This window comes from Gluconobacter albidus (assembly GCF_002723915.1).
Classification (GTDB): domain Bacteria; phylum Pseudomonadota; class Alphaproteobacteria; order Acetobacterales; family Acetobacteraceae; genus Gluconobacter; species Gluconobacter albidus.
In genome coordinates, this window is record NZ_BEWL01000003.1 from 73,479 (window position 1) to 99,668 (window position 26,190).

Below are 26,190 nucleotides of genomic sequence, written 5' to 3' on the forward strand. Positions count from 1 at the left end.
CAGATCAGTCATCGTCGTCAGGCTGCGCTTCGTCCAGAAGAGCCAGTTCGGCTTCGGCATCCCTGATGTTCTGCGCTTTCGCGCGTTCCAGCCAGATGCGTCCCTCAACAGGGTCAGTGACGCCTGCCAGTCCGCGGCAGAGGTAACGACCCAGCATCATCTGGGCCAGCCCGTTGCCACGCTGGGCAGCCTTGCGGAACCATATCTGCGCCTGAGGCCGGTTCTCGGGAACATCATGGCCACCGCCATATAGCGCGGCGAGCGAGAACATGGCGTCCACATTGCCGCTTTCCGCAGCGTTTCGATATAGCGTCAGGGCTTTCTCGTGATCCCGGCGTCCATTGATGTTTCCGTCAACGAGCAGCCCGGCAACCGCGACCTGCGCCTCGGCCATGCCGGCGTCGGCAGCCTTTTCCATCCAGTACAGGGCCTGTGTCGGATCGGGCTGAACGTCACGACCTTCGAGCAGCATCCTGCCATACCAGTACTGAGCGTTGACCACACCATCCGCGGCCTTCTGCATCCAGCGCGCGGCCTCACGGCCGCTCTGCTCGCCTGTAACGCCTTCTGCATAACAGACGCCAAGATTGTAAGCTCCGACAAGATCCCCTTTTTCCGCCGCTTTTTCAAAGCGGGCATGCAGGGCCTGCTTCTCGTCAGCTGTAGCAGAGGCGCCTGCAAGGATCAGGTTTCCGAAATCCGCATCCGCATGCGTGTCCCCTGATTCGGAGGCGACTTTGAACCAGTGCGCTGCGACGTCAGGATCCTGATGGACCCCGCTCCCTGTCAGATACAGCAGGCCCAGAGCCCGCGCCGCGCCCGCGTGCTTCTGCTCAGCCGCCAGACGATACCACCTGGCCGCTTCAACAAGATTGGGCGGCAGGTCTCCCCCATTGGCGCACAGATCACCGAGGAGTGCCGCAGACTGCGTGTCACCATTCGTCGCGGCCCGCTTGAGCCAGGTTTCCGCACGTCCGTAATGTCTGCGGATCCCGGTCCCTTCCAGAAGCATCAACCCGTACCGCGCCTGCGCCGTGACGATGTTGCGCTCGGCCGCCTCATGGAAACAGGTGGCGGCTCTGCCGAGATCGCGGGGCACGCCTGAGCCGGACTCGTACATCCGGCCAAGAATATCGAAAGCCGTTCCAAGGCCGCCTTTCGTCGCTTCCGTCAGATGCCGGGCGGCAGCGGCAAGCTGCTCGTCTGTCCGGGCATCCTCAAGAATGGCGAGGGCTACGCCGAGATGCCCCTGCGAACATCCGGCGGCGGCGGAACGGTCATACCAGGAGCGGGCCTGCGCCGGATCGCGCAGATCCTCCGGCCCATTCGTCAGGATATAACCCAGCAGCGCCTGTGCATCGGGCGATCCGGCCTCGGCAGCGATCCGGGCCCAGTGAATGCCAAGATGGAAATCCGGATGTCTGGGACCGGCCGAAGGCACGTGAGAAAGATCGAGCCCCTCATGTGTGGGCCGGATTTCAAATCCTTCCGGCAGCCCAACCGTATAGAGCGTCGCCAGAACAAAAGCCGCTTCGATATGACCTGTCTTGGCGGACTGATAGATCCAGCGGGCGCCTTCTTCCAGACTGGGAGGAACGCCGATCCCATCCAGATAGGCCCGCCCCACACGCAACGCGGCTTCCCCGTCACCCGCAGCAGCAAGACGACTGAGAAGTGCAAACCCCTGAACTGTCTTGCCGCTTTCCGTCAGGCGGATCGCATGGTCCAGCTTCCCTTTCGAAGAAAACAGGGCAGCAAGGCGGGATTTGAACGACATGGGCAGTGCGGATCCTGAGTAACTGTCATGCTGGAACGCCCGGACGGGACCGGGCGTTCCCCTTGAGCGTTTTTAGGAACGCTCCATGTCTTTGTTATGGCTCCCTCATGCCGTTCGTCAGAGCAGGCGTGATCTTGTTGAACAGATACTGCATCACGGTCCGCTTTCCGACATCAATATCAGCCGTCAGGGACATGCCTGGCATCGGATGGAAGAACGAGGGCTGGCCGTGCAGTGTGTAACGATCAATCCGCAGACGGACACGATAGACACTCGAGCCGGTTGAATCTTCGGGAGAAGCGTTTCCACTTGCACCCGCCCCGCCGTTACCGCCCTGCGACGACGGCGTGAAGGCATCGGCACTGATGATACGGACCGTTGCTTCCGCACCGCCATACTGGTCATAGGGGAAAGTCGCGAATTTCAGGAGCGCATGATCTCCGACCTGAACAAAGCCAACGTCCTGCGACCGCATCACGGCTTCCATCTCCAGCCCGTATCCCGTGGGAACAAGGGTGATGAACTGACCCGCTGACTGCAGGACGGAGCCGACCGACCCCTGCCCGATGGTCAGGACGATACCGTCTTCCGGCGCCCGCAGAAGAACCAGGTCCTGACGAAGACGCGCTTTTTCAAACGAACTGCGGTACTCCGCCAGATGGTGCCCGGCTTCCGTCAGTTCCGAATAGATCTTGGCCTGCCAGTTACCGATATAGCCTTCACGCTCGGCCTTCATGGCGGCCAGCTTTTTTTCAGCCGAATTGGCGCTCTGCTGGGCAGCAATTTCCGAACGCTCGGCTTCCATCAGATCGGTCTGGGCCCCGAGGGTCGACAGGCGGGAGCCCACCTGATCGGCCTGTTCGCGCTGACGCATTTGCAGAACTTCGGACGCAACGCGCATCTTGCTGCCATACATGGCCGCATTGGCACGATAACCCTGAATATCGCTCTCAAGACCTGCGATCTGCTGATCGTAGTTGTCGACATGTCCCTGATATTCGGTCTTGCGACGCAGGAATGCGGCTCCCTGCTCCACGGATGCGGGCTCGTTCAGATCGACTTTGTATTCCTGCCCGGCGGCTTCCGCTTTCAGGCGGTCATACTCGGCCTGATAGGCATCACGCTGCACCCGCATGTTCGTGATGTCGGCTTCGGTTACGGTCGGATCGAGATGGGCAAGCACCTGACCCTTCTTCACGAAGTCGCCAACCCGAACGTCAATCGAGCGGATGATCGCCGTTTCCAGCGGCTGCACGACGATGGTCGGCTGCGTGGAGATCAGACGACCAGGCGTCGAGACGACACGATTGATCGGAAAGAGCGCCATGGCTGCCAGAGACGCCATGAACAGGCCTCCGATCAGCAGGATGACGTAACGCGCCGAGGGTGTGGCTGGAAGATTGACCAGCCCTGCCGTCGGCGAGTGGAATTCCAGAAGCGCCAGCGGAATATCGTCAGGTGCAAACGGATCCGTAGCGGTACGCGGAATGTGCTGGTTGAAGTCTTCGTCGGTCTGCCGGGGCGTCCGGTCATCCTTCGGGATCATGTCGGAAGAGCTCATGATTACTCTCCTTCAGTCAGTTGCCCGGCAGAGCCAGGAACGTCGTTGTCTGTCATGTGCCGGTTCTGCTGGAGCCAGAGCATGCGGTAGATCTCGCAGCGTTCGAGCAGAACCCTGTGCGGTGCGATATCGACCAGTTTGCCCTTGTCCATAACGGCGATCTGATGACAGTTCACAAGCGAGGACAGACGATGGGAGACGATCACCATCGTACGACCCTTGCCGATCCGTTGCAGATTGGCGTTCACGAGCGCTTCGGATTCCGGATCCAGAGCCGAAGTCGCCTCGTCGAGAATCATGAGCTTCGGGTCGCTGATGACCGCACGGGCGATGGCAAGCCGCTGCCGCTGTCCGCCCGAGATGTTGGTCGAACCTTCCTCGATCCATGTGTCGTAACCGGCAGGCATGCGTTCGATGAATTCTTCAGCACCCGCAAGACGTGCGGCGCGGATGGCATCGTCGATTGTGAGCCCCGGGCGACCGGCCGTGATGTTATCCCGGATCGTGCCGCGGAACAGGAAGTTGTCCTGAAGCACCACACCGAACGAACGGCGCAGATGGGTCAGGTTGATTTCCCGCAGATCCACACCGTCAAGACGCAGATAACCGGTATAATTGCGGCTCACACCCTGCAACAGACGGGTGATCGTCGACTTGCCGGACCCTGAGCGGCCCACGAGACCGAGCATCGTGCCCGCCGGGATATCGAACGTCACATCGTTCAGGGCTTTGCTGGTCGATCCCGGATAGGTGAAATCGACGTTCATGAAAGACAGGGCCCCCTTAATAGCGGGGCGCATTCCACTGGTCAGAGCCTTGGTTTCGGTGGGCTGGTTCAGCACCATCCCGGCCTCACCCAGAGAAACGCTGACTTCGTTGAAAGCTTCCATCAGTCTGGCGAGATTGACCAGCGGGCTGGCAACTCGGCCGCCCAACATCATGAAGCCCATCAGAGCACCGGCCTGAAGCGAACTTGCATTCGTAAGAATCAGATAAGCACCAATCAGGATGATGCCACGGTTGATAAAGGTTTCAAACGGCATGGCGAGGGTCTGCGGCCAGCTACTCATGCGTCCGGCCGCCAGTTTCCAGCGGACCACTTCAGCCGTCCGGTCGTCCCAGATCTCGCGTCGCGTTGCTTCCAGTGCGAGTGTCTTGACCGTCCGGATACCGGCCACCGTTTCATACAGAACGGAGCCACGCTTCATTTCCGCCAGAACCTGTCGGCCAATGGCACGCGTCACAGGAGGCAGGAACATCACCACGATAAGACCAATGCATCCAGCGGAGGCCAGTGTCATCCAGGCAAGGGTAGGGCTGATGACGAAGAGCACGGGAAGGATCACGACAAGCGTGAAAAGATCCAGCAGGGTCGTCATCAGCTGACCGGTCAGAAAGTCCCGGACCTTGAAGATGGCCATAAACCGGCCAAGGATTTCACCCGTCTGCTCACGTTCGTAGAATTCGAGCGGCAAGGCCAGCAGCCGGTTGAAGGCATGCAGCGAAATCCTGGCATCCAGACGGGTGGAGAGAATCAGGGAGAGCTCGCGCCGGGCGTAAGTCAGCAGAATTTCATAAAACGACAGGATGATGACGAAGCCGCTCAGCGAGATGAGGGTCGCCATGGAATGATAACTCACCACCCGGTCGACAACCTGCATGACAATCAGCGCGGGAAAGACCTGAAGGATGCTCAGCACCATCGAGGCAAAAGCGATGTCCCGCATGATCTGCTTTTCGCGGAGCACCATTTTGACGAACCACAGCAGGTCGAACTTGGCGTCGGCCTCGGATTCATCCCGGCGGCGTTTGACCAGCAGGACATCGCCGGTCCAGACTTGCATGAGCCGCAGTTCATCGACCGGAACCGGCGCATCCCCGTCTCCGCCCATCGGATCACGCAGCCAGACCACGCCCTTTTCGGCATCGGCACGGACCATGAGACCAGCCGACCCGTCCTTGAACATCAGGACGACAGGCGGGACATTGCGGATCTTGACCAGGTAGCGCCACCGAAGACGCATCCCCTTGGCGACGGCACCCTGATCGTTCAGCCATCTCGCCAGAGTGGCGGGGGACGGTGAATCCTCCCCCGGCTCGGCCGCAAAATCGCGGATATCCAGTTCCAGGCCGTGATAACGGGCTGCGGCCAGCACGGCATAAAGCCGGATGACGGTCGGACTGACTCTTCCGCCCGGGCCTGACAAGCTCTGGGTATGCTCCACGAAATGTCCTCTATGCTGTTGTCGCGCCAAGGGCGGACCAAAGGGCGGCACCAAAGGCAGGAACGCCAGTTCGTCTTCTCATGAATAGAGAAGACTCTCTTTTCCGTCACCACCCCTACAGGCCGGAACGGAAAAATACCTGACGCCAGCATAGTCCAGAAGGATCAAAAACTCATTAACAGCTTCAGGAACAGTCCAGTCTTGCGGGCGTGTTTTTCCTGTACCCGCAATGCCGAAAACCCATTACTTCGTCGTATACCCACCATTGACCAGGATAGTCTGTCCGGTCATCCACCAGCCGTCCGACACCAGGCAACGGACGATCGGAACAATGTCTTCAATATCAGTCAGACCCGTGCGGCTCAGCGACGAGAGGGCTGCTGCGCTCTTGTGATAAGCCACGGCTTCCGGCGCTTCCTGACCATAAAAGAACGGCGTGTCCATCGGGCCCGGCCCAATGGCATTGACGGAAATGCCGCGGCTTCCGAACTCCTTCGATGCTGCGCGCGTCACATGCTCGACGGCAGCCTTGGAACCAGCATAGGTTGAATAGAACGGCGTGTAGGCGCCCAGCAGGGACGTGACGATCGTGAGCAGTTTGCCGTTGTCGTTCAGATGACGTCCGGCTTCCTTGATGAAAAAATAGGCTGCCTTCGCATTGACCGCGAACATCTCGTCATATTCTTCCTCGGATGTCTCGAGGATTGGCTTCTTGAGGACTTTTCCGGCCGTGTTGATCGCAATATCCGGCCTTCCAAAGGCTGTGACGACCTCTTCGAACAGTCTGGAATTCGCCCCAGCGGTGGTCAGATCGGCCTGAAACGCTCGTGCCTGAACACCCCGTTCCGTGAGCGCCGCCACCGTTGCGTCCGCATCCGCTTTCGTGGCGGCGCTGTTATAATGGATGGCGATGGCGGCCGCGCCCTGAGCGGCGAGGTCCAGAGCAATCAGTCTGCCGAGATTTTTGGCGCCCCCGTGATGAGAGCGGTTTTTCCCTTGATGCTGTGATCGGCCATGAGAGGGTGTCCTCGCGATGATGGATGATGACAGGGACTATGATTTGTCGGTAAATCCCGAAAAAGTCTGAAATTCTGATATCATCTGTCAGAATTTTCGAACAAAACACGGGAGCAATCATGGACCGGATCGACCTGCTCCGCATTTTCATCCGGGTTGCGGAAAGCGGCAGCTTCACGCATGCGTCCGATACGCTCCAGATGCCCCGCTCCACAGTCTCGACAGCCATTCAGGAGCTGGAAAACCGGCTCGGCACGCAATTGCTGGCCCGCACGACACGCTCGGTCCGCCTCACCGATGACGGGCAGATGTTTCAGCAGACGGCGCTGCGGCTTCTGGGCGATTTCGAAGAGGCCGAAAACCAGTTCCGCCTCCACAGCTCGCAGACCCGCGGCCATGTGCGGGTCAACCTGCCCAGCCGGATCGGGCGGCTGGTGGTCGCCTCCGCCCTGCCCGCGTTTCTGGAGCAGTATCCTGGGCTGGATATTGAGCTCGGAATGACGGATCGCAGCATCAATCTGGCCGAAGACGGAACGGATTGCGTGCTCCGGGTCGGCCCCTTGCAGGATTCGAGTCTGATCGGACGCAGGCTCGGCCTTCTGCCGGTTTTCAACGTCGCAAGCCCGTCCTATCTGGAGCGCTTCGGCATTCCCCGGACGCCGTATGACCTGTCGGCCCATCAGGCCGTTCTCTATGCCTCCCCTTCCACCGGGCGGATCGAGGCTTGGGAATGGGAGCAGGACGGGCGGGAAGAAAGCCGCGCGGTTCAGGGGCGCGTGACGGTGAACAGCGCGGAAGGGGCGGTTGCCTGCTGTCTGGCCGGGCTCGGCCTCGCACAGCTTCCGGCCTATGACGTCCTCCCCCATCTCCGCCGTGGAGAACTCGTGGACGTCCTGCCGCAATGGCGGGCCGCGCCGCTGCCGATGACGCTGCTTTTCCCTCACAGGAAACATCTTTCCCACAGGCTCGAGGTCTTTACGGACTGGCTGACAGGGCTTCTGGAGCAGCACTGCTTTCCGGATGACTTCCGTGGCTGAACCCGGAGGACGGGTCTTTCCTTTTGATCCTGCGTGGGCCATCTAAAGACAGACTTTTCCAGTCCTGATTGGATCTCCGATGCAGCTCTCCCGCATCTATGCGTCCCTGCCCGAACAGTTTTCCGCCCCCCTCACCCCGGCGCCGCTCCGCAATCCGCAGATCGTGGCCCTGAACGAGCCTCTGGCGCGGGAACTGGGGCTGGACCCGGACTGGCTCCGCAGCCCGGCGGGACTGGCGTTTCTGGGTCAGGGAAGCCGCCCCGATGGCGCGCCTCCGGTCGCAATGGCCTATGCGGGGCATCAGTTCGGGCATTTCGTCCCAAGCCTCGGGGACGGACGGGCGATGCTGGTCGGGGAAGTCACGGATCGCGCCCGGCAACTTCGGGACATCCATCTCAAAGGCTCCGGGCCGACGCCGTTTTCACGACGCGGGGACGGACGGGCGGCTCTGGGGCCGGTCCTGCGGGAATATGTGGTGAGCGAGGCCATGCACGCGCTCGGCATTCCGACCACGCGCGCGCTGGCCGCCCTGACAACGGGCGAAAGCGTGATGCGCGAGACGATGCAGCCCGGCGGCGTCATCGTGCGGATCGCGTCCAGCCATGTGCGGGTCGGAACGTTCCAGTATTTTGCGGCACAGGGAGACACACGGAGCGTTCGCATCCTCGCGGATCACGTCATCGGGCGCCTGTATCCGGAGCTGACGGAGGCCGAAAATCCCTATCTGGCGCTGCTGGACGCCGTCACGGCACGTCAGGCGGACCTGGTGGCGCGGTGGATGCTGGTCGGGTTCATTCATGGCGTCATGAACACGGACAACATGTCCATCGCGGGCGAAACCATTGATTTCGGCCCCTGCGCCTTCCTCGATGCCTATGATCCAGCAAAGGTTTTCAGCTTCATCGACCAGAACGGTCGTTATGCCTACGGAAACCAGCCCGACATGGCCCTGTGGAACCTCGGACGGCTGGCGGAGACACTGTTGCCGCTATTGGACTCCAACCATGAAAGGGCAGTTGAACAGGCCAAAAGCGCACTGATGCGCTTTGATGGCGTCTTCAACGAAACCTATCTCAACGGCTGGCGCAAAAAGCTGGGGCTGGCCCTTGAAGAAGACGGGGATGCCCGGCTGGCGGGGCGACTGTTGACGGCCATGCATCGCGGAGAGGCGGATTTCACGCTCACATTCCGCAGACTTGGGGACGCCGTACGAAGCGGACAGACTGAGGACATCGTGTCGCTGTTCGGGCCGGGCTCGAAGATTAAAGAGTGGATCAGGGACTGGCAGGCGCGGCTGGATCGGGAAGAGCGCTCCGCAGAGGCCTGCCATGCCGACATGCAGGCCACGAATCCGCGCATCATTCCGCGCAATCACCGGATCGAGGAGATGATCCGCTCAGCCGTGACGGGCGATTTTGCGCCGTTCCGTCGTCTGACCGAAGCGCTGTCACATCCCTTCAAAGACGGGACGGACGGGTTTGAGACGCCACCGGCGGCTCATGAGCAGGTAAAAAACACCTTCTGCGGCACCTGATGCGCCACAGAACGACAGATCAGGCGGGCTGGGGCGTCAGCAGTCGACTGCGGTTGAACAGGCTTTTGACCTGGGCATAAAGCGCGCCAAAATCCGGCATGCAGGCATTGTGCAGCGCGCGCACGCTTTCATGCGTCGCATAGAACCGCAGGGTGTTCAGGCTTCCACACATGATGGCCGTTCCCAGAAAGACGCCATCAACATGAATGACCTTGGAACTCAGCATTGGTCTTCAACCTCGTCATGGCTCCCGCGTCGGGAGCACAGAATGTTTCCACGTTCCACACGGGCCCGGCTTCTGGGCTCCACCGATCCGGAACGCGTCACTAACGGGGCTCATGCCACATCGTTGCTTAATGGAACGTGACCTTTTTATGATACGGCGTGCCGTCTGCGGAACGATCCTGCCCCTTTCCCGGAGCCTCACAGAAGGCGGGGGATGGACTCACCCCCGGCCATGCGGGAAAACGCAAATCATGTCTCGCAACGCTCCTTCCGCTTCCCACACTGCCGCTGACCTGCCCCATCTGTGGCTGCCCTACACCCAGATGCAGACAGCCCCTTTCCCTGTGAAAGCCGTACGCACCTCTGGCAGCCGGATCACCCTCGCGGACGGTCGCGAACTTGTGGACGGCGTGGCCGCCTGGTGGACGGCGTGTCACGGCTACAGCCACCCGCACATCCATGAAGCACTGGTCCGTCAGGCGGAGCAGATGCCGCATGTGATGTTCGGCGGGATGGTCCATGAACCTGCGATCCGTCTGGCCGCGCGGCTGGCAGCGATGCTGCCGGGGGATCTGGAGCGCGTGTTCTTTACCGATTCCGGATCGGTCGCGATGGAAGTCGCGATCAAGATGGCGGTGCAGTACCACATCAACCGCGGAACCACGGGCCGGACAAAGATCCTGTCTTTCCGCGGCGGCTATCACGGGGACACGCTGGGCATGATGTCCATCTGCGACCCCGAAGAAGGCATGCACAGCCTGTTCGCCGGCGTGCTGCCTGAACAGGTTCTGGCCGATCTGCCCGTGGATGCGGACAGTCTGGCGCGGCTTGAAGCCCTGCTGGCGGAACGCGGCGACAGCATCGCAGCGATGGTCACGGAGCCGCTGGTTCAGGGCGCAGGCGGGATGCTGTTCCATGACCCGAAAGTTCTGCAACGTCTGCGCGAACTGTGCGACCGGCATGGCATCCTGCTGATCCTCGACGAAATCTTCACCGGCTTCGGTCGCACAGGAACAATGTTCGCCTGCGAACAGGCCGGGATCGTGCCGGATATCGTAGCCCTTTCGAAGGCTCTGACGGGCGGCACCATGGCGCTGGCCGCGACCGTAGCCCGGCGGCATGTCTTCGAGGCGTTCCTGTCCGACAGCGCCGGGCACGCCCTGATGCACGGGCCGACCTTCATGGCCAATCCGCTGGGCTGCGCGGTCGCCAACGCCTCGCTGGACCTGTTCGAAACCGAGCCCAGGCTGGAGCAGGTGGCGGCGATCTCTGCCCAGCTTGCGCGGGAACTGGAGCCCTGCCGCGCGCTGCCCGGCGTGAAGGACGTGCGCGTCCTCGGCGCCATCGGCGTGGTGGAGCTTGAAACGCTGGACGATCCCGACGCCCTGCGTCGCGCCTTTGTAGAGCGTGGCGTCTGGATCCGGCCCTTCCGCAACATCGTCTATCTGACGCCCGCTTTCACGATCACACCTGAAGAGCTCACACGCCTGACGACGGCCATCGCGGACGTGTTACGAGAGGGCACATGAGTCTGTTCGATAGCCATTTCACAGCCGCACTGGCCGAACGCGACACCGCCGGAACACGCCGCACCCTGCGCCCGGTGGTCCGGCAGGACGGCATGATCGTCCGGGACGGGCGACGGATGCTGGATGTGTCGTCCAACGACTATCTCGGGCTGGCGGATCACCCCCTGCTGCGTGAACGGGCAGCGGACTGGGCGCTGCGCTTCGGGACAGGCGCGCGCGCCTCCCGGCTGGTCAGCGGAACGCTGGACCTGCACCGGCAGGTCGAGACGAAAATGGCAGCCTTCAAGGGCTGTGAGGACGCGATCCTGTTTGCGTCAGGCTGGCAGGCCAATGCGTCCATCATGCCCGCTCTATGTGCACTCTCCGTCGCCCGAACAGGCGCGTCGATGCTGGTGTTTTCGGACCGCCTGAACCATGCCAGCCTGCATCATGGCTGCGCGGCGGCAGGCGTGCGGCAGATCCGCTTCCGGCATAACGACCTGTCCCATCTGGAAACACTGCTGGCCCGCGAGGCCGAAAAACCCGGCCTGCGGATGATCGTGACGGAGAGCGTGTTCTCCATGGACGGAGACCGGGCAGACGTTCCGGCGCTGCGGGCGCTGGCGGACCAGGCGGGCGCGTTTCTTTATATTGACGAGGCCCATGCGACCGGCGTTCTGGGCCCGAAAGGTCGGGGACTGTCCTGCGGGATGGCCGATCTGACGATGGGCACATGCAGCAAGGCGCTGGGCGGGATGGGCGCCTATATCGCGGGCTCGAAACCGCTCTGCGACTATCTGGCGAACCATGCCTCGGGCTTCATCTACAGCACGGCCCTACCCCCTGCGGTTCTGGGCGCAATTGATGCGGCACTGGATGTCATACCCGGTCTGGACGCAGAACGCGCCCGGCTGCTCGGACAGGCAGAGCGGCTTCGGACCATGCTGCACGGCGCCGGGCTGTCCACGGCGGACTCCACGACCCAGATCGTGCCCGTGCTGATCGGGGTGTCCGAACGCGCCATGACGGTCGCCGCCCGGCTTGAGGACGCCGGGTTCCTGACCGTGGCCATCCGCCCGCCGACGGTCCCCGCAGGAACCGCAAGGCTGCGGCTGGCACTCCACGCCGGGCTGGAGGATGCCGCAATCGAACGCCTCGGACAGGCCGTCATCGCTCTGACAAGAGACGTTGCATGACACGCGCGCTCTATCTCGTTCACGGCTGGGGCTTCGATACGTCCTTCTGGGCACCACTGCTGGCGCATCTGCCGGATGTGAACGCGCAGGTCGTGGATTGTGGGTATTTCGGCTCTGAAGATCGCCCTGCCCTGCCCGACATGCCGTATCTGGCGATCGGTCATTCCGCCGGATCGCTGGCGCTGCTGGGGCAGGATCTGCCGGGATGTGAGGGGCTGGTGTTTTTCAACGGTTTTCCGCGTTTCACCGCCGCCGCCGATTTCCCCGACGGCACCCCCGAACGGGTTCTGACGCGGATGCGCGCACGCCTGAAACGCGATCCGGTCGCCGTATTGCACGATTTTCGGGCCCTTTGCGGAACAGAGGCGCCCCTCCCCGGTGCGCCGGATGTGGACGCGCTGGACCGGGGGTTGGAGGCGCTTCAGCATCAGAACCGTCAAACGCGGGCAGCGGACTGGGGAAACAGGCTGCACTGGATGACGGGCACGGACGATCCATTCGGAGCCGCGCAGGCCGGGTTTACCTCACCGGGAGAACGGGTCGCAGGCGGGCATCTCCTGCCCCTCACCCATCCCGGACTCTGCGCGGACTTCGTGCGACGGAGGCTCGATGACGCGCCCTGACGTTCCCGACGCCACCCTGCGCCGCAACAGCATCGCCGCGCGCTTCGACGCAGCCGAGGGCTATGACGCCGCCGCGCATATCCAGCGCCGCTGCGTCACCGCTCTGATGGAGCGCATCCAGACGGCAACGGCGGAGCAGACACCCGCCTCCATTCTGGAATTCGGCTGCGGAACGGGCTTCCTGACAGCCCGGCTTGCCGACCATTTCCCGCAGGCCTCCGTGCTGGCGAGCGATCTGGCCCCCGGCATGATCGCTCGGGCCAGGCAGCACCTTGCCGAAAAACCCATCCGCTTTCACGTCATGGACGCCGAACATCCAGACGTTTCCGGATCGTTCGACCTGATCGCCTCCAGCCTGTGTCTGCAATGGTTTTCCAACAGGGGCGAGGGGTTACGCCGGCTCTGCGACCTGCTCGCGCCACAAGGGCGGCTGATGGTCGCGACCCTCCTGCAGGGCAGTCTGGACGAATGGAAACAGGCCTGTCTGGCGGAAGGCGCGCCCTGCGGCGTGCCGGACTATCCGTCCGTCCCGACCGTGGAAGCGGAATGGCCCGGCAGCGGTGTGGGGACATGGGAGGTGCTGACCCTGCACGATCCTGTCGGCAGCGCGCGGGCGTTCCTGCGGGGTCTGCGGCAGATCGGGGCGTCCCTGCCCCGCCAGGACAGCACGCCGGCCAGCATCGCAGCCCTGCGCAGGGCCATGCATCATTTTGATCGCACGAGTTCCGACGTGACCTACCGGATCGGCATCGGGACGTTTGTAAAGACGGAAAGGACAGAGCCATGAGGGACATCTCGACGAACTGGCAGCGTGGCGTCTTCGTCACGGGAACGGATACCGGCATCGGCAAGACTCTCGTCAGCGCCATTCTGTGCCGCGCCTGGAACGCCACTTACTGGAAACCGCTCCAGACCGGACTTGCGGACGAGGACGGCGATACGCCGACCGTGCGGGATCTGGCCGGTCTGGCCCCGTCCCGCATCATCCCGCCCGCCTACGCGTTTCAGGCCCCGCTCGCTCCGCTGGCGGCAGGCGATCTGGAAAACATGACGGTCAATCCGGGACGGCTCGTCCTGCCTCAAGTATCGGGACCGCTTGTCGTGGAAGGCGCGGGCGGGCTGATGGTGCCGGTGCGTGAAGACATGATGATCGTAGACCTGATCGGGCGTCTGGATCTGCCGGTCGTTCTGGTCACGCGCAGCGGGCTGGGGACGATCAACCATACCCTTCTGAGCCTTGAAGCCCTGCGCCGGCGCGGTCTTCCGGTTCTGGGGGTGGTTCCGGTTGGGCCGTCCAATCCGGGCAATGAACGCGATATCGCACGCTTTGGCAAAACGCATATCCTGTTCCGGGTTCCGCAGCTTGACGCGATAACGGAAACAGTCATATCCGGATTATCCGGTCACGTTCCGTTACTTGATGTCTTGCAGCAACAGATTTCACAATAATGTGTCATCTCGGACGCATGCCATAAAAAGGCCGCGTCAGCCCTTGTGAAATAGCATCTTCGTCATAGAAGGACTCTTCGCAACGCAAGGCTTCCGGCGTATCGCTGGAACATCGGGCTTCGTTTCGGAGATGCCGACAGAAACTGGGATATTGGGAAAAGTATGAGTATCCTGCGCCGTGATCTGGTCAAGCTTGGGACCGGACTGACCCTTCTGGGAACAGCCTCCCGTATGGCCCATGCCCAGTCCACTGCTCCTCAGGCCGGCACCAAACCCGCTGGCACCCCTGCCCCGCAGGCGACGCCGTTTGACGACGGAACGGTTCGGCTTCTGGCGCAGCGCCTGTCGAAAAAGCCTTATTCCCCGCCGTCGCAGACCCTCCCCAGTGCCATTGCGAACATGGATTTCGACCAGTTCCGCAGCATTGCCTTCAATCCTGACAAGGCTCTGTGGCACGGCCAGAATCTGGCGTTCGACGTGGAATTCTTCCCGCGCGGCTTCCTCTACAAGCCGCGGATCGGCATGAACGAGGTCACCGGCGGGCAGTCCACGCCTATTCCCTACGATCCCGACCTCTTCACCTATGGGAACCCCGTTCTGCGCGTTACGGACGATCTCGGCTTCTCCGGCCTGCGTCTGCGCTACGCCATTAACACGGCGGGCATGATGGAAGAATGCGCGGTTTTCCTCGGCGCATCGTATTTCCGGGCGGTGGCCAAGGGCCAGAATTACGGTCTGTCGGCGCGCGCTTTTGCGAACGGCACCGGCAATCCCAAAGGCGAGGAATTCGCCCTGTTCCGGGAATTCTGGATCGAGAAACCGGAACCGGGCGTGGAGTCCGTCGTCATTCATGCGCTGCTCGACAGCCCCTCTCTGGCAGGCGCGTTCCGCTTCACCATCCGCCCCGGCGATACGACCGTCTTCGACGTCCAGTCCTCGCTGTTCCCACGGCAGGACATTGCGGAATCCGGCATCGCACCGCTGACCGGCATGTTCTATTTCGACGCGAACGAACGCAATCACGTCGATGACTGGCGCCCGGCCGCGCATGACAGTGAAGCCCTCCAGATCTGGACGGGCGCCGGACAGCAGCTCTATCGCCCCCTCATCAACCCGACCGACCTCCAGTTCTCGGCCTTCGCGGACAGCAGCCCGCACGGTTTCGGCCTGATGCAGCGCAAGCGCTCGTTCCACGACTACGAGGATCTGGCGCTCAACTACCAGAAACGCCCTTCGCTCTGGATCGAACCGATCGGCAACTGGGGCGACGGTGCCGTCGATCTGGTGGAGATCCCCACCCCCAACGAGGTCAACGACAACATCGTCTCGTTCTGGCGCCCCAAACAGCCCATGAAGGGCGGTCAGGAATACAGCTACATCTACCGGATGTACTGGGGCTGGGACGCGCCCTGGCCAACACAGATGGCGCGCGTGGCAGCAACGCGGATCGGGAGCGTAACCGACCATCCGGACGCCCGCTTCTTCGCGATCGACTTTACGGGCGCGCCCTTCCAGAACGTCCCGCAGGGCACGAATTTCCATCTGATCTCGCAGGCCACCCCCGGCACGATCCGCAATGTGGTCGTCGAACCGAATCCGGAAATCCAGGGCTGGCGCGCGACCTTCGAATTCGTGCCGGGTGATGCGAAGACATGCGAACTTCAGGCCCAGCTCGCCAATGATCAGGGTCCGGTTTCAGAAAAATGGATGTATCGTTGGACGCCGTGACCGAATTGTCTTCTGCCCCTGCCCCGGAAGCTGCTCCGTTCCTGCCGCCTGAAGCGCCGCTGGCGATGAAGCCGCAGAACCTTCAGCAGCAGCCGGACCGTCATGGCCGCTCCTTCGATCCGCTGCCGACGACGCCATCGTTCCTATGGGCACGCCGTCTGTTCGTCTTTGGTGGCGCAATGCTGCTGACAGGCTATGGAATTTACAGGATCAATCAGGTTTTCAACTCACTGGGCGTCTCGGCGCTCGGTGTCGTTATCCTGATCCTGTTCGCCATCCTCGCCTTCTGGATCGCCCTGTCTTTCATGTCCTGCCTCGGCGGCTTCGTCTCGCTGATCCGGCGGGGCGGTCTTGGGCTTGGCATCCACCGGACCGGGCCGCTGCCGGAACTGAAAAACCGCACGGCCGTCCTGATGCCGACCTACAACGAGGACCCGGCGCGCGTTCTCGCGGGTCTGCGCGCCATCCATGACAGCATACTGGCGACGGGACAGATCGACGCTTTCGATTTCTTCATCCTGTCCGATACGACCAACCCGGACGTCTGGGTGCAGGAAGAGCGCGCCTTCCTTGAATTCCGCAAAGCCACGAACGGCGAAAAGCGCGTCTTCTATCGCCGGCGTCACAAGAATACGGACCGCAAGGCCGGCAATCTGGGCGACTGGGTGACGCGGTTTGGCGCTTCCTACCAGCAGATGCTCACGCTCGATGCAGACAGCGTGATGGATGGCAGTCTGATCGTCCGGATCACCGCGGCCATGGAACAGCATGACGGCGTGGGCCTGATCCAGACGCTCCCCGTCATCGTCGGTGGCCGCACGCTTTTTGCCCGGATGCAGCAGTTTGCTGGCCGCGTCTACGGGCCTCTGATCGCGCATGGCATTGCCTGGTGGCATGGCTCGGAAGGCAATTACTGGGGCCATAACGCCGTCATCCGCACGCAGGCCTTCGCCGAACAGGCCGGACTGCCGCATCTGAAGGGCCGCCCGCCATTCGGGGGGCATATCCTGAGCCATGACTTCGTGGAAGCCGCGCTCATGCGCCGTGGCGGCTGGGCCATTCACATGGTGCCGGGACTGTTCGGCTCCTATGAAGAAAGCCCGCCATCACTCACGGACGTCGCCATCCGCGACCGCCGCTGGTGTCAGGGCAATCTGCAGCACAGCAAGATCCTCGGTACGAAAGGCATGCACTGGGTCAGCCGCGTTCACATGCTGACGGGGATCGGCTCCTACATCATGTCCCCGCTCTGGCTGCTGTTCCTGCTGTTCGGCATCCTGATTTCGCTCCAGTCGCATTTCTACCACCCCGAATATTTCGGCTCGAAGCCAACGCTCTATCCGCACTGGCCGCGCGTCGATCCCGTGCAGGCCAAGCTCGTTTTCATCGGGACGATGGGCATCCTGCTGGCACCGAAGGCTCTGGCGTTCATTGCCATGATGTTCGATCGCGCGGCCCTGAAAGGTTCGGGCGGCGTCTTCCGGCTCGCGGTCTCCATCGTGCTGGAAACCCTGATCGGTGGCCTGATCGCCCCGATTGCCATGTTGATCCAGACGTCCGGCGTCATTTCGATCCTGCTGGGCCGGGACTCGGGATGGAATGCTCAGAACCGCGACGATGGCCGGGTTTCGCTAAAGGACGTGGCGCACGGCTACTGGATCTACACCGTGTTCGGCCTGCTTCTGGCCGTTGCGGCATGGTCCGTCTCGCAGGCGTTGTTCCTGTGGATGACGCCAGTGCTGCTCGGACTGGTGCTCGCCATCCCGCTGGCCGCGCTGACGGCGAGCCGGGACGTCGGGCTGGGCCTGCGTCGTGCCGGGCTTCTGTTGATTGAGGAGGAAACCGCCCCTCCGCCGATCCTTCAGCTCGCCGCCGCAAACGACGCCGCGCGTGAACGCGCAGCCCACGCCCCCGATGCGCCGCCGGAAGAAGCCTTTGCCGCCCTCCGGCAGAACGCGACCCTTCTCAACGCCCATGAAGGCGCCCTGCCCCCGCCCCGCAGCCCCGGCAGTCCGATTGACGCCCATCTGCTGGTGGGTCTGCTCAAGCTGCGGGAAGCTCCGTCGCTCCAGATCGCCCTGGAGCGCCTCTCCCGTCAGGAAAAGGCCGCAGTTCTGGGAAGCGCCGAAGGTCTGGCCCTCATGGAAAAGCTCGCGGCCTGAATCTTGCAGGACGTCACAACACAAAAAACGCCCCGGCCATCACAGCCGGGGCGTTTTTCATTGCAGACCTGTGGGTCGGATCAATTACTTGAAAGACTGGGCCTTCTTGACAAGGTCATTGCACGTCGTGACGCGCTTGTCCTTGGAGAGGGTGCCGATGTCAAAGACGTTGCCGTCCGTCATCTGAAGCAGGCCCTTGCCACCCAGCGAGTAGAACTCGTCACTGTGGACATCCGGACGCTTGGCGATGTTGCGGGCCGCAACGATCGGCGACGTTCCGAGCACCAGCTTATGGTGCGTACAGTAGTAGGTCAGACCGGCGACATTGCCAGCCTGTGCGCCCTCGATGGAGGGGAGGCCATCAGCACCCAGAACGCCCGGCGACGCAGCGCTCAGGACATTCTTGCCGCCCGCGACGGCCTGAACATGAGCGCCAGGCAGCCGGGCCTGCGTTCCGGCGGGAATGGTCATTGCAGGGCTGCTCTGCGGAACCTGTGGCACTGTCTGGGCGACGGCTGCACCGGAAATGCTCAGGCCAGCGGCAGCAAGAACAGCAAAATACTTGCTTGAAATCATGATACTCTTCTTTCCACATCACAGGATGTCCTGTCTGCACCCCAAAAGGAGAAACAGAATTCATCCGGTCTGGAGCGTCCTGAAGAATGCTCCGTTGCCTTGAATAACACTTGAGACCAGTCGCAGTTTCTTGGGAGGGCTTCTTTTCCAGTCAAAGGCCGATTGAATGCCGGGCGTTTCTGCGTCACAGTTTGGTCATGTCACAGCGCCCCGATGCCCCTTCCGCCGCACCCGTTCCTCCCGTCGCCCGTCGTGAGCCACTGAGCACCACGCAGCTTGGCCGCACGCGCACGGATTCCTATGCCTGGATGAAGGACGAGAACTGGCAGCAGGTCCTGCGGGACCCGTCCGTTCTGCGCGAAGATATCGCCACGCATCTGAAGGCGGAGAACGCCTATGCGGAAGCCGTTCTGGCCGGGATGGAGCCGCTGCGCGAGACGCTGCTTCAGGAAATGATCGGCCGTATTCCACCTGCGGAATCCTCGGTCCCGGTTCCCGATGGGCCGTGGGAATATTCGGTCCGTTTCGAAGACGGCGCCCAGCATCCGCTGCGGGTGCGTTGCCCACGCGGCGGCGGCGCGGAACAGGTTCTGCTCGATGCCGATGCGCTGGCCAAACAGCATGACTATTACGCGCTCTCACAGACGGACCACTCCTCCGATCACCGCTATTTCGTTTATGCCGAAGACGTTCAGGGCTCCGAAGTCTATCGCATTCAGGTCGCAGATCTGGAAACAGACACGCTCTGCGCCGAACCCGTCCCCAGCACCACGGGCAGCTTCGCCATTTCACCAGACAGCCAGTGGCTGTTCTGGATTTACCGCGACGATAATGGCCGCCCTTCAAAAATCTATCGCCGCCCGCTGACGGGGGGCGAGGATGTTCTGGTGTTCGACGAAACCGATCCGGGGTTTTTCCTGAGCATCGGCGTCAGCGCCTCCCGCAAATGGATCGTCATCGAACGCGGCGATCACGATACGAACGAAACGCTGCTCATCCCGGCCTCCAGCCCGACGGCCCTGCCCGTCGTGGCAGCGCCGCTGGTGCGGGGCGAGCGCTATTCCCTGACGCACTGGAACGACCGCTTCATTATCCTGACCAATGCCGGTGGCGCCGTGGACTTCCAGCTCATGCAGACGCCCGACACGGCCACGGGACGCGAGAACTGGACGCCCTTCGTCCCCTACCGTGAGGGCCACTACCTGCTGGGCGCCAGTGCCTCGCGCGGGCACCTCGCCTGGGCCGAACGGCGGGACGGCAACATCCATATCCTCGTCGTACCCGAAGGCATGCAGGGCGATGTCCGGGCGCAGGCAAAAGCCATCGGGATGGACGAAGCGGCTTATGACCTGACGATGCTGGGCACGCTGGAATATGACGCCCCGGTCCTGCGCTACATCTACCAGTCCCCCACCAATCCGGCGCACTGGTACGATTACGACATGGCAAGCGGCGAGCGCGTTCTGCGCAAAATCCGCGAGGTTCCGTCCGGCCATGATGCAAGCCGCTACGAAACGCGCCGCCTGTTCGCAACATCGCCAGACGGCGCGCAGGTTCCCGTCACGGTGCTGATGCGCAAAGGTCAGGTTCTGGACGGCTCAGCACCCCTGCTTCTGTATGGATACGGCTCCTACGGCATTGCCATGGACGCGGATTTTTCCACAACCGTGTTCAGTCTGGTGGACAGGGGCTGGATTCACGCCATCGCCCATGTGCGCGGCGGCTCCGAAAAGGGCTGGAACTGGTTTCTGGATGGCCGCGGGACGAAGAAGCCCAACACCTTCATCGACTTCATTGCCTGCGCCCGACATCTCGTCTCGGAAGGCTACGGCTCAGCCGGACGCATCGTCGCGCAGGGCGGCTCGGCCGGTGGTCTGCTGATGGGAGCGATCACGAACATGGCGCCCGAGCTTTTCGCAGGCATTGCCGCGCAGGTGCCGTTCGTCGACATGCTCAACACCATGTCCGACGTCTCCCTGCCGCTCACGCCGCCGGAATGGCCGGAATGGGGCAACCCGCTGGAAGACCCGGACGCGTATGACCTGATCGCCAGCTATTCGCCCTATGACAACATCGCCGCCAAAACCTACCCGCCGGTTCTGGCAATGGGTGGTCTGTCCGATCCGCGCGTGACGTACTGGGAACCCGCGAAATGGATCGCCAAACTGCGCGAAGTCACGTCCGGCGGCCCGTTCCTGTGCCGCATCAACATGGAAGCCGGCCACGGCGGCTCATCCGGCCGTTTCAAACGTCTGGAAGAAGTCGCCCTCGTTCAGGCCTTCGCCATCTGGGCCATCGACCGGCCCTGAAAAGACCAGACGAATAAAAGTTTTTGGGCTCCGCCTTTTTACAAAAAGGCGGAGAACGCCGAAGCTTTTTGAAAAAAGCTTTACCAAAAACTTTTATTCCAAAATCCTTATCTGTGGCCAAACAGATGCCGGATGTCGTCACCGAAATGCTGGAAGGCGGCGTGGGTGGAGCGGTGACGGCGGTTGCCCTCTTCCGACACGACGGTCACGGTCGCCGTCATGCCGGCGGCCAGCGTCAGGTCATCGGGGATCTTGTCGATCTTCACACGCACCGGAATACGCTGCGCCAGCCGCACCCAGGTATAGACCGGATCCACTTCCGGCAGGCCCTGCTTGTTCACCTGCGCGTTATTGCTGGCGATACCGCGCGTGATGCTTTCGACATGCCCGAACAGCGGATCGTGATACCCCATCAGATCCATGCGGACGAGATCGCCCTCATCAAGATCATGGACCTTGGTTTCCTCGAAATAACCGTCCACCCAGTAGGAGCTGGTGTCGATGATGTGGATGTTGACCACACCGGCGGTAGCGAAATCGCCGGGCCGCATGATGAGATTGGTCACGATGCCGTCGATGGAACTGCGGACCTGCGTTCGCTCAAGGTTGATTTCGGCCTGATGCTCCGCGGCTTCGGCTGCGGCGTACTGAGCCTGCATCTGCTGCGAAAGCGCTTCGTACTGCCGTTTTTCCTCGACTGAAACGGCAGTGCCGGGGATGGCCTTGCGCCACTGGGACTGCACGAGGCGGAATTCCAGATCGGCCTTGCGCTCGGCCACATGGGCCTTGGCCGTCTCCAGCGCTACCTTGAAATCAAACGGGTCGATGACGTAGAGCACCTCCCCCTTGTGGACAAACTGGTTGTCCTTCACCAGAACCTCGATGATCTGTCCCGAAACGCGCGGCGCGATATTGGCGACCTGCGCGCGCACCTGTCCGTTCCGCGTCCAGGGCGAGGCGGTGTAGTAATCCCACAGAATGACGACCACGAGCGCCGCCACTGCAAGGATGCAGAGCGTGATGGTCAGGCGGATCAGGCGATGGGCACTGGAAAGCACGGGACGGTCACCTTGGGTTCGGTTCGAGACAGGAAAAGGTCAGAGGATCAGGGTGTAAAGGCCGATCAGGCAGATCAGGATGCCGAACTGGGCCAGAGGCGGGTCCCAGACGAAACGCCACAGATCGAACCAGGCCAGAATCCAGCGCAGAACAGCCAGTGTCAGCAGAGCCAGCGCCAGATTGATGACGAAGGCCGACACCAGCACGCCATCAAGGTCAACGACCTGTGTCGTCACCATCGCTTGCGTCCTATTCCATAGTGATGCACGGCCGAGCGGTTCAGACGCACCATGGTCCGCACCGATTCCAGACCGCCGATACAGTTGATGATCATGGACTGCTCCTCGCGGATGCCGTCTGAAAGCCGCTCGTAAAACATGGCCTGAAGCTCGGGAATTTCAGCTTCCAGCAGACCAAGCCTGTCATGCGCCAGCAGACGCCGCACATGGCGGACCATGGGCTTGAGGCCGGGAAGATGCGCGGCGTCATCCAGATAATGCCGGACGCGGGCAATGGTGCTGGAAAAATCCTCCAGCGCGACGAAACGGTTGAAAACCCGCCGGGAGCGCAGCCCCGGATCCTTCAACCGGTCCGTCCACATCAGGAACTGGCTCAGGCGTTCGTATTTCCGGCTCAGAAGCGGCGGCCCCATCCGCTCGCCATGCCCGGCAAGCTGCAGTTCCAGATCATGGGCAATGGAGACCGCCAGCCGGAACCGGTGCCGCCGCGCGGTCGGTGGCCAGAGCAGCACCAGCAATACGAAAGAAAGCACGGCCGCCATCGCATAGAATGTATTGCGCGTGATGAAGGCCAGCGGATCGTAGTTGTGATGGTTACCGAGCGCGATGAACACCAGAAAGAACACGCCATAGTTAAAGCCGATGGCATTGGTCTTCGGGTTCATCAGCAGCAGGCAGGAAATCACGGTCTGCGGCAGCAACACCAGCGCAAGGCTCAGCATGCTGCCCACATGCGGCAGGATTATGAAATCCAGCCACGCCGCCACGAGAATACCGGCGGGCATCCCGATGATGGCGCCCTTGCCGAACTCCGCGGTGTCGATCGCGGTGGAGGCCAGCGTCAGAACCAGCGCCGTCTGGGACAGGGATGTCACGGAGGCCGGAATGCTGGAGGCCAGACACAAAGCCGCCGCAACGCTGAAGCCCAGCAGCACGCGCATGGCGTTGATGAAGGCCGTCACGTAATCCGGATTGCTCGCAAGCTGCGCCAGTTTGAGCGCATCGCCCGGCGGGGTGGCGCGCAGGAGCGTGTTCATGCCGGTACGGATATGCAGCCGGTTGCTGAGAAGCGTCGAACACCGCTCCAGAAACCACGCCTCGCGGGCAGAGGGAACAAAATCCGGGTCTTCCGCCCGGATTTTATCCAGAATCGTGTCCATCGTCTCAAGACGGGTCGTGCCGTCCTCGGAGCGCTCGTGCCAGGCCCGGACATGACGGATCAGGAGATCGGAAATGCCGCCGGTCTCCAGCAGCCATGCAATCGCACGGCTGGTGGTCAAAACCGTGAGCATGCCGATAATGCCCAGCCGTGCGCCCGCCATCCGCAGACGCCCGCGCTCGACTTCCGTTCTGGCATAGGAAATCTGGGTCATGAGCGCGAGAATTTCGCCGCTCAGCCCGATCATCTGCTCAGGCGTCGCGATCGGATCGCCCATGATGGCGGATTTGCCGGTCTGCCGCACGCGATGCGACAGCGTCTCCATGGCCTTCGAAAGCCTGCGCCAGGCTTCGGGGGACCCGGAGAGAATGTTCACAACCGCAATGGACGCAACGCCGATGGCGATGTCAGAGGCGCGCGCGATGCTGACAGGATAGATGTTCTGCGGATCATCCATGGTCGGGAGCGCCACCAGTGCGACGGTATATCCCGCCAGCAGCGCGCCGTAGGAGCGGAAATCGCGTTCAAGCGATCCCACAAACGCACAGGCCGCAATCCACAGGGCCGCGCCGCCGAGAAACAGGGCGCGCTCCTGATTGAACATCGCAACGAGAATGATGGAAACACCGACACCAAGCACGGTCCCGGCCAGACGGTAAAACGCCTTGGACAGCGCCTGTCCCCGCAGAGGCTGCGCGAGGATCATGACCGTCACACCCGCACTGGCGGGCGAATCAAGCTGGGACCAGAAGGCCGTTCCCAGCGCCAGCACAAGTGCAGACCATGTTCTGAGACTGAACTGGACCCATCCGGGACGGAAGACTGACTGTAGTGCAGCGGTCAAGAGCGATGCTCCCCACCCGACACAGACTTCATCAGAAACAGTCCCACGGCCCTCGTTACCAGAATCAGACTTCCGACCTTAAGAGCAGCGGACTGGAAAAGTTAGTCCTCGAATCTTCTGGACATGTTTTGACAGACGGTCCCGATCCCTCTGCCAGAGCGCGCCACTCAGTCTTCTTCGGCGGGCAGGGCGTTGCAGGCCGCTGTCAGCTTGGGGTCAGGATGTGTGGTGGCCTTGCGGCAGTAGGTCCGCGCATCGGCACCACACATATTCGTGACATCCTCCATTTCAGAGGACAGGACATCGCGCGCAACGCCGATATCCTGATTGTGTTCGGGATCAATGCCCTCTTCCTTGCCCAGGGCCGTCTGGGCCTGATGCATTTCCTTGAGCGCGTTGATGCAGGAGTCGCCCGCGGCATCCGGGTTGGTCTGGAGCACCCGGAGGATCTTGTTGATGGCGAAACCCTGCTGGTTGATCGTCGGATCGTCGTCGTTGGTCTTGGCCTCTCCGTCATCCGCTCTTGCGGCCACGGGCGCGGCAAGGGCGACGGCGAGAGGAAGAAGAGCCAGCAGCAGGGCCGGGCGGGAATGGCGCTTGATCATGAAACTGACGTTAGGAGAAAATCCCGGCCGGACAAAGACCCTGAACGACGCTGTTGCAGGTTGTTGCAAATCGGCAGCATCAGGGAATTCCGCCACACGGATGGCTTGTCAGCTTGACTCTACAGGGCGGGATGGGTAATCGGAGCCATTCTTTCGCGGGCGTTCCGGCCCGCTGTCCGGTCCGCAAGGGCCTTACCCGTCGAGAGCCTGCAACCATGAAGATCCGCAACAGCCTGAAGTCCGCCAAGGTCCGCGACAAGGACTGCCGCGTTGTCCGCCGCCGCGGACGCGTTTACATCATCAACAAGAAGAACCCGCGCATGAAGGCTCGCCAGGGCTGAACCCCTTGGTCTGCCGGATGACGGACGGGCGGCGCTGGCTGATGGCTGGCGCCGTTCTGCTTTGTAGCCCGGCCCTGACTTTTCTGCCAGTTCACGCCGCACCCGCCGCAAATCCTGCCGCGCCCGGCCCCGCAGCATCCCCGGTTGCCAAAACACCCGCCCCCTCTCCCCGCCCGCCACGCAAGACGCTCCATGACCGCCTCATGGATGCGGAAAAAGCGCTCGCCATGGCCGGGAACGAAAAACAGGCTGGCGAAATTTCCGAACGTGCGGAAGGCCTCCGCAGCCGTGCCCTGACCGGCAGCGTGCAGATGCTCATCAGCGATTCGCATGATGCATTGGAAAAACACGATTTCCAGCAGGCACAGGACGATCTGACCGCCGCCATCACCATCCAGCCCGACCAGCCCATCCTCTACCGTCAGCGTGCGGCCATCCGGCTGGCAGCAGGAGACAATAACGGCGCGATCACCGATCTGGGCGTCGTTCTTCAGGCCGACCCCGGCGACCCCACCGCATGGGGCATGCTCGCGGAAGCCGAACATGACCGGCACGAGCCCGAAGCCGCCCTGAGGGCGTTCCACCAGATGCTGCTTCTGAACCCGAAATCCCCCGATTCCGACACGCAGCTCAAAACACTGGAAAAGGCCCGCGACGGCCAGCAGGACTGACGTCTCTGCGCCATGGCTTGCACGTGCTGCTCTGGCAACCCCTTGTAATGTCGCGTGTTGATCCCCTGATTCCATTTTTCAGGAGATCCCCCATGACCAAGTCATCCCCCGCCCCCGAAACCGTCATCGCAGACACCAGCTCCAAGAAGGGCTGCTGCTCCAAGATGAAGACCTGCTGTCAGAAGGCCACGCGCGCCCGTGAAATCGGCCTCGCCGGCATGACCGCCATGGCGACGTTCGGACCCAAACGTTTCCGCCCGTATTTCCAGCAGATCCTGGCCGTCATCGCGGTCGTCACCGCTTCGGTCGAGTTCTTCCGCAAGCGCAAGGGCTGATTTTTCCAGC

Annotated in this window: 22 protein-coding genes and 1 pseudogene; 13 read left to right on the plus strand and 10 right to left on the minus strand. The window is 62.0% G+C overall.

Annotated elements, in window-relative coordinates:
* Window positions 1-4 precede the first annotated feature (4 nt).
* The 4 genes and pseudogenes from GAL01_RS05430 to GAL01_RS05445 form a co-directional block, all read right to left on the minus strand.
* Window positions 5-1,777, minus strand: coding sequence for a tetratricopeptide repeat protein (locus tag GAL01_RS05430; protein WP_062027832.1), 1,773 nt, complete (start codon window positions 1,775-1,777; stop codon window positions 5-7).
* Window positions 1,778-1,871: 94 nt separating this feature from the next.
* Window positions 1,872-3,338 (minus strand): HlyD family type I secretion periplasmic adaptor subunit, encoded by a 1,467-nt coding sequence (locus GAL01_RS05435; protein ID WP_062027830.1) that lies wholly within the window; start codon window positions 3,336-3,338, stop codon window positions 1,872-1,874.
* A 2-nt stretch (window positions 3,339-3,340) separates the two neighbouring features.
* Entirely contained in the window at window positions 3,341-5,491 is a 2,151-nt protein-coding gene (locus GAL01_RS05440; RefSeq protein ID WP_062027845.1) for a peptidase domain-containing ABC transporter, read from the minus strand.
* Window positions 5,492-5,806: 315 nt separating this feature from the next.
* Window positions 5,807-6,579, minus strand: a pseudogene (locus tag GAL01_RS05445) (SDR family oxidoreductase).
* 120 nt (window positions 6,580-6,699) lie between these two features.
* Here GAL01_RS05445 and GAL01_RS05450 point away from each other — a divergent pair.
* Complete coding sequence (locus GAL01_RS05450; RefSeq protein WP_062027827.1) at window positions 6,700-7,617, plus strand: LysR family transcriptional regulator; 918 nt, start codon at window positions 6,700-6,702, stop codon at window positions 7,615-7,617.
* Window positions 7,618-7,696: 79 nt separating this feature from the next.
* Complete coding sequence (locus GAL01_RS05455) at window positions 7,697-9,151, plus strand: protein adenylyltransferase SelO (RefSeq protein WP_062027826.1); 1,455 nt, start codon at window positions 7,697-7,699, stop codon at window positions 9,149-9,151.
* A 19-nt stretch (window positions 9,152-9,170) separates the two neighbouring features.
* On the opposite strand, the gene GAL01_RS05460 is transcribed toward GAL01_RS05455, so the two are convergent.
* A complete protein-coding gene (locus tag GAL01_RS05460; RefSeq protein WP_062027824.1) occupies window positions 9,171-9,377 on the minus strand; it encodes a hypothetical protein in 207 nt (68 codons plus the stop codon).
* Between the two features lie 250 nt (window positions 9,378-9,627).
* Between GAL01_RS05460 and GAL01_RS05465 the strand changes: the two genes are divergently transcribed.
* From GAL01_RS05465 to mdoH, 7 genes are all read left to right on the plus strand, one after another.
* Window positions 9,628-10,905 carry an adenosylmethionine--8-amino-7-oxononanoate transaminase gene (locus GAL01_RS05465; protein WP_062027821.1) on the plus strand — a complete coding sequence of 426 codons (1,278 nt, stop codon included), beginning with the start codon at window positions 9,628-9,630 and terminating at the stop codon, window positions 10,903-10,905.
* Complete coding sequence (locus GAL01_RS05470; RefSeq protein ID WP_099253130.1) at window positions 10,902-12,080, plus strand: aminotransferase class I/II-fold pyridoxal phosphate-dependent enzyme; 1,179 nt, start codon at window positions 10,902-10,904, stop codon at window positions 12,078-12,080. The genes GAL01_RS05465 and GAL01_RS05470 overlap by 4 nt, the downstream gene beginning before the upstream one ends.
* Window positions 12,077-12,703, plus strand: a complete 627-nt coding sequence (locus GAL01_RS05475; protein WP_062027434.1) for an alpha/beta hydrolase family protein — start codon at window positions 12,077-12,079, stop codon at window positions 12,701-12,703. The genes GAL01_RS05470 and GAL01_RS05475 overlap by 4 nt, the downstream gene beginning before the upstream one ends.
* Window positions 12,690-13,490 carry a methyltransferase domain-containing protein gene (locus GAL01_RS05480; protein WP_062027432.1) on the plus strand — a complete coding sequence of 267 codons (801 nt, stop codon included), beginning with the start codon at window positions 12,690-12,692 and terminating at the stop codon, window positions 13,488-13,490. The genes GAL01_RS05475 and GAL01_RS05480 overlap by 14 nt, the downstream gene beginning before the upstream one ends.
* Window positions 13,487-14,152 (plus strand): dethiobiotin synthase, encoded by a 666-nt coding sequence (gene bioD, locus GAL01_RS05485; RefSeq protein ID WP_062027429.1) that lies wholly within the window; start codon window positions 13,487-13,489, stop codon window positions 14,150-14,152. Before GAL01_RS05480 ends, bioD begins: the two co-directional genes overlap by 4 nt.
* Before the next feature lie 162 nt (window positions 14,153-14,314).
* The gene (locus tag GAL01_RS05490; protein WP_062027427.1) at window positions 14,315-15,880 is read left to right on the plus strand and encodes a glucan biosynthesis protein; all 1,566 of its coding nucleotides are present in this window, start codon (window positions 14,315-14,317) and stop codon (window positions 15,878-15,880) included.
* Window positions 15,856-18,042, plus strand: a complete 2,187-nt coding sequence (mdoH, locus tag GAL01_RS05495; protein WP_062027425.1) for a glucans biosynthesis glucosyltransferase MdoH — start codon at window positions 15,856-15,858, stop codon at window positions 18,040-18,042. Before GAL01_RS05490 ends, mdoH begins: the two co-directional genes overlap by 25 nt.
* An 84-nt stretch (window positions 18,043-18,126) precedes the next feature.
* Here mdoH and GAL01_RS05500 read toward each other — a convergent pair whose 3' ends face one another.
* Entirely contained in the window at window positions 18,127-18,618 is a 492-nt protein-coding gene (locus tag GAL01_RS05500; RefSeq protein WP_062027423.1) for a hypothetical protein, read from the minus strand.
* A 197-nt stretch (window positions 18,619-18,815) separates the two neighbouring features.
* Here GAL01_RS05500 and GAL01_RS05505 point away from each other — a divergent pair, with 197 nt between their 5' ends.
* Entirely contained in the window at window positions 18,816-20,927 is a 2,112-nt protein-coding gene (locus GAL01_RS05505; RefSeq protein WP_062027421.1) for a S9 family peptidase, read from the plus strand.
* A gap of 107 nt (window positions 20,928-21,034) precedes the next feature.
* On the opposite strand, the gene GAL01_RS05510 is transcribed toward GAL01_RS05505, so the two are convergent.
* The 4 genes from GAL01_RS05510 to GAL01_RS05525 form a co-directional block, all read right to left on the minus strand.
* The gene (locus tag GAL01_RS05510; RefSeq protein WP_062027419.1) at window positions 21,035-21,985 is read right to left on the minus strand and encodes an efflux RND transporter periplasmic adaptor subunit; all 951 of its coding nucleotides are present in this window, start codon (window positions 21,983-21,985) and stop codon (window positions 21,035-21,037) included.
* A gap of 39 nt (window positions 21,986-22,024) precedes the next feature.
* Window positions 22,025-22,225 (minus strand): DUF1656 domain-containing protein, encoded by a 201-nt coding sequence (locus GAL01_RS05515; protein ID WP_062027417.1) that lies wholly within the window; start codon window positions 22,223-22,225, stop codon window positions 22,025-22,027.
* Window positions 22,219-24,228, minus strand: a complete 2,010-nt coding sequence (locus tag GAL01_RS05520) for an FUSC family protein (protein WP_062027415.1) — start codon at window positions 24,226-24,228, stop codon at window positions 22,219-22,221. The genes GAL01_RS05515 and GAL01_RS05520 overlap by 7 nt, the downstream gene beginning before the upstream one ends.
* Window positions 24,229-24,395: 167 nt before the next feature.
* Window positions 24,396-24,833, minus strand: a complete 438-nt coding sequence (locus GAL01_RS05525) for a hypothetical protein (RefSeq protein ID WP_062027413.1) — start codon at window positions 24,831-24,833, stop codon at window positions 24,396-24,398.
* A 215-nt stretch (window positions 24,834-25,048) separates the two neighbouring features.
* Here GAL01_RS05525 and ykgO point away from each other — a divergent pair, with 215 nt between their 5' ends.
* The 3 genes from ykgO (at window position 25,049) to GAL01_RS05540 (ending at window position 26,180) form a co-directional block, all read left to right on the plus strand.
* On the plus strand, window positions 25,049-25,174 hold the full coding sequence (gene ykgO, locus GAL01_RS05530; RefSeq protein WP_007281615.1) for a type B 50S ribosomal protein L36: 126 nt from the start codon (window positions 25,049-25,051) through the stop codon (window positions 25,172-25,174).
* A gap of 41 nt (window positions 25,175-25,215) precedes the next feature.
* Entirely contained in the window at window positions 25,216-25,845 is a 630-nt protein-coding gene (locus GAL01_RS05535; protein ID WP_174694450.1) for a tetratricopeptide repeat protein, read from the plus strand.
* Between the two features lie 92 nt (window positions 25,846-25,937).
* A complete protein-coding gene (locus GAL01_RS05540) occupies window positions 25,938-26,180 on the plus strand; it encodes a hypothetical protein (protein ID WP_062030049.1) in 243 nt (80 codons plus the stop codon).
* Window positions 26,181-26,190: the final 10 nt, after the last annotated feature.

Excerpts from the sequence above, each read along its gene's own strand:
- GAL01_RS05430 (WP_062027832.1), bottom strand. The coding sequence starts at position 1,777 with ATGTCGTTCAAATCCCGCCTTGCTGCCCTGTTTTCTTCGAAAGGGAAG.
- GAL01_RS05435 (WP_062027830.1), bottom strand. The coding sequence starts at position 3,338 with ATGAGCTCTTCCGACATGATCCCGAAGGATGACCGGACGCCCCGGCAG.
- GAL01_RS05450 (WP_062027827.1), top strand. The coding sequence starts at position 6,700 with ATGGACCGGATCGACCTGCTCCGCATTTTCATCCGGGTTGCGGAAAGC.
- GAL01_RS05455 (WP_062027826.1), top strand. The coding sequence starts at position 7,697 with ATGCAGCTCTCCCGCATCTATGCGTCCCTGCCCGAACAGTTTTCCGCC.
- GAL01_RS05460 (WP_062027824.1), bottom strand. The coding sequence starts at position 9,377 with ATGCTGAGTTCCAAGGTCATTCATGTTGATGGCGTCTTTCTGGGAACG.
- GAL01_RS05465 (WP_062027821.1), top strand. The coding sequence starts at position 9,628 with ATGTCTCGCAACGCTCCTTCCGCTTCCCACACTGCCGCTGACCTGCCC.
- GAL01_RS05470 (WP_099253130.1), top strand. The coding sequence starts at position 10,902 with ATGAGTCTGTTCGATAGCCATTTCACAGCCGCACTGGCCGAACGCGAC.
- GAL01_RS05475 (WP_062027434.1), top strand. The coding sequence starts at position 12,077 with ATGACACGCGCGCTCTATCTCGTTCACGGCTGGGGCTTCGATACGTCC.
- GAL01_RS05480 (WP_062027432.1), top strand. The coding sequence starts at position 12,690 with ATGACGCGCCCTGACGTTCCCGACGCCACCCTGCGCCGCAACAGCATC.
- bioD (WP_062027429.1), top strand. The coding sequence starts at position 13,487 with ATGAGGGACATCTCGACGAACTGGCAGCGTGGCGTCTTCGTCACGGGA.
- GAL01_RS05490 (WP_062027427.1), top strand. The coding sequence starts at position 14,315 with ATGAGTATCCTGCGCCGTGATCTGGTCAAGCTTGGGACCGGACTGACC.
- mdoH (WP_062027425.1), top strand. The coding sequence starts at position 15,856 with ATGGATGTATCGTTGGACGCCGTGACCGAATTGTCTTCTGCCCCTGCC.
- GAL01_RS05500 (WP_062027423.1), bottom strand. The coding sequence starts at position 18,618 with ATGATTTCAAGCAAGTATTTTGCTGTTCTTGCTGCCGCTGGCCTGAGC.
- GAL01_RS05505 (WP_062027421.1), top strand. The coding sequence starts at position 18,816 with ATGTCACAGCGCCCCGATGCCCCTTCCGCCGCACCCGTTCCTCCCGTC.
- GAL01_RS05515 (WP_062027417.1), bottom strand. The coding sequence starts at position 22,225 with ATGGTGACGACACAGGTCGTTGACCTTGATGGCGTGCTGGTGTCGGCC.
- GAL01_RS05525 (WP_062027413.1), bottom strand. The coding sequence starts at position 24,833 with ATGATCAAGCGCCATTCCCGCCCGGCCCTGCTGCTGGCTCTTCTTCCT.
- ykgO (WP_007281615.1), top strand. The coding sequence starts at position 25,049 with ATGAAGATCCGCAACAGCCTGAAGTCCGCCAAGGTCCGCGACAAGGAC.
- GAL01_RS05535 (WP_174694450.1), top strand. The coding sequence starts at position 25,216 with ATGGCTGGCGCCGTTCTGCTTTGTAGCCCGGCCCTGACTTTTCTGCCA.
- GAL01_RS05540 (WP_062030049.1), top strand. The coding sequence starts at position 25,938 with ATGACCAAGTCATCCCCCGCCCCCGAAACCGTCATCGCAGACACCAGC.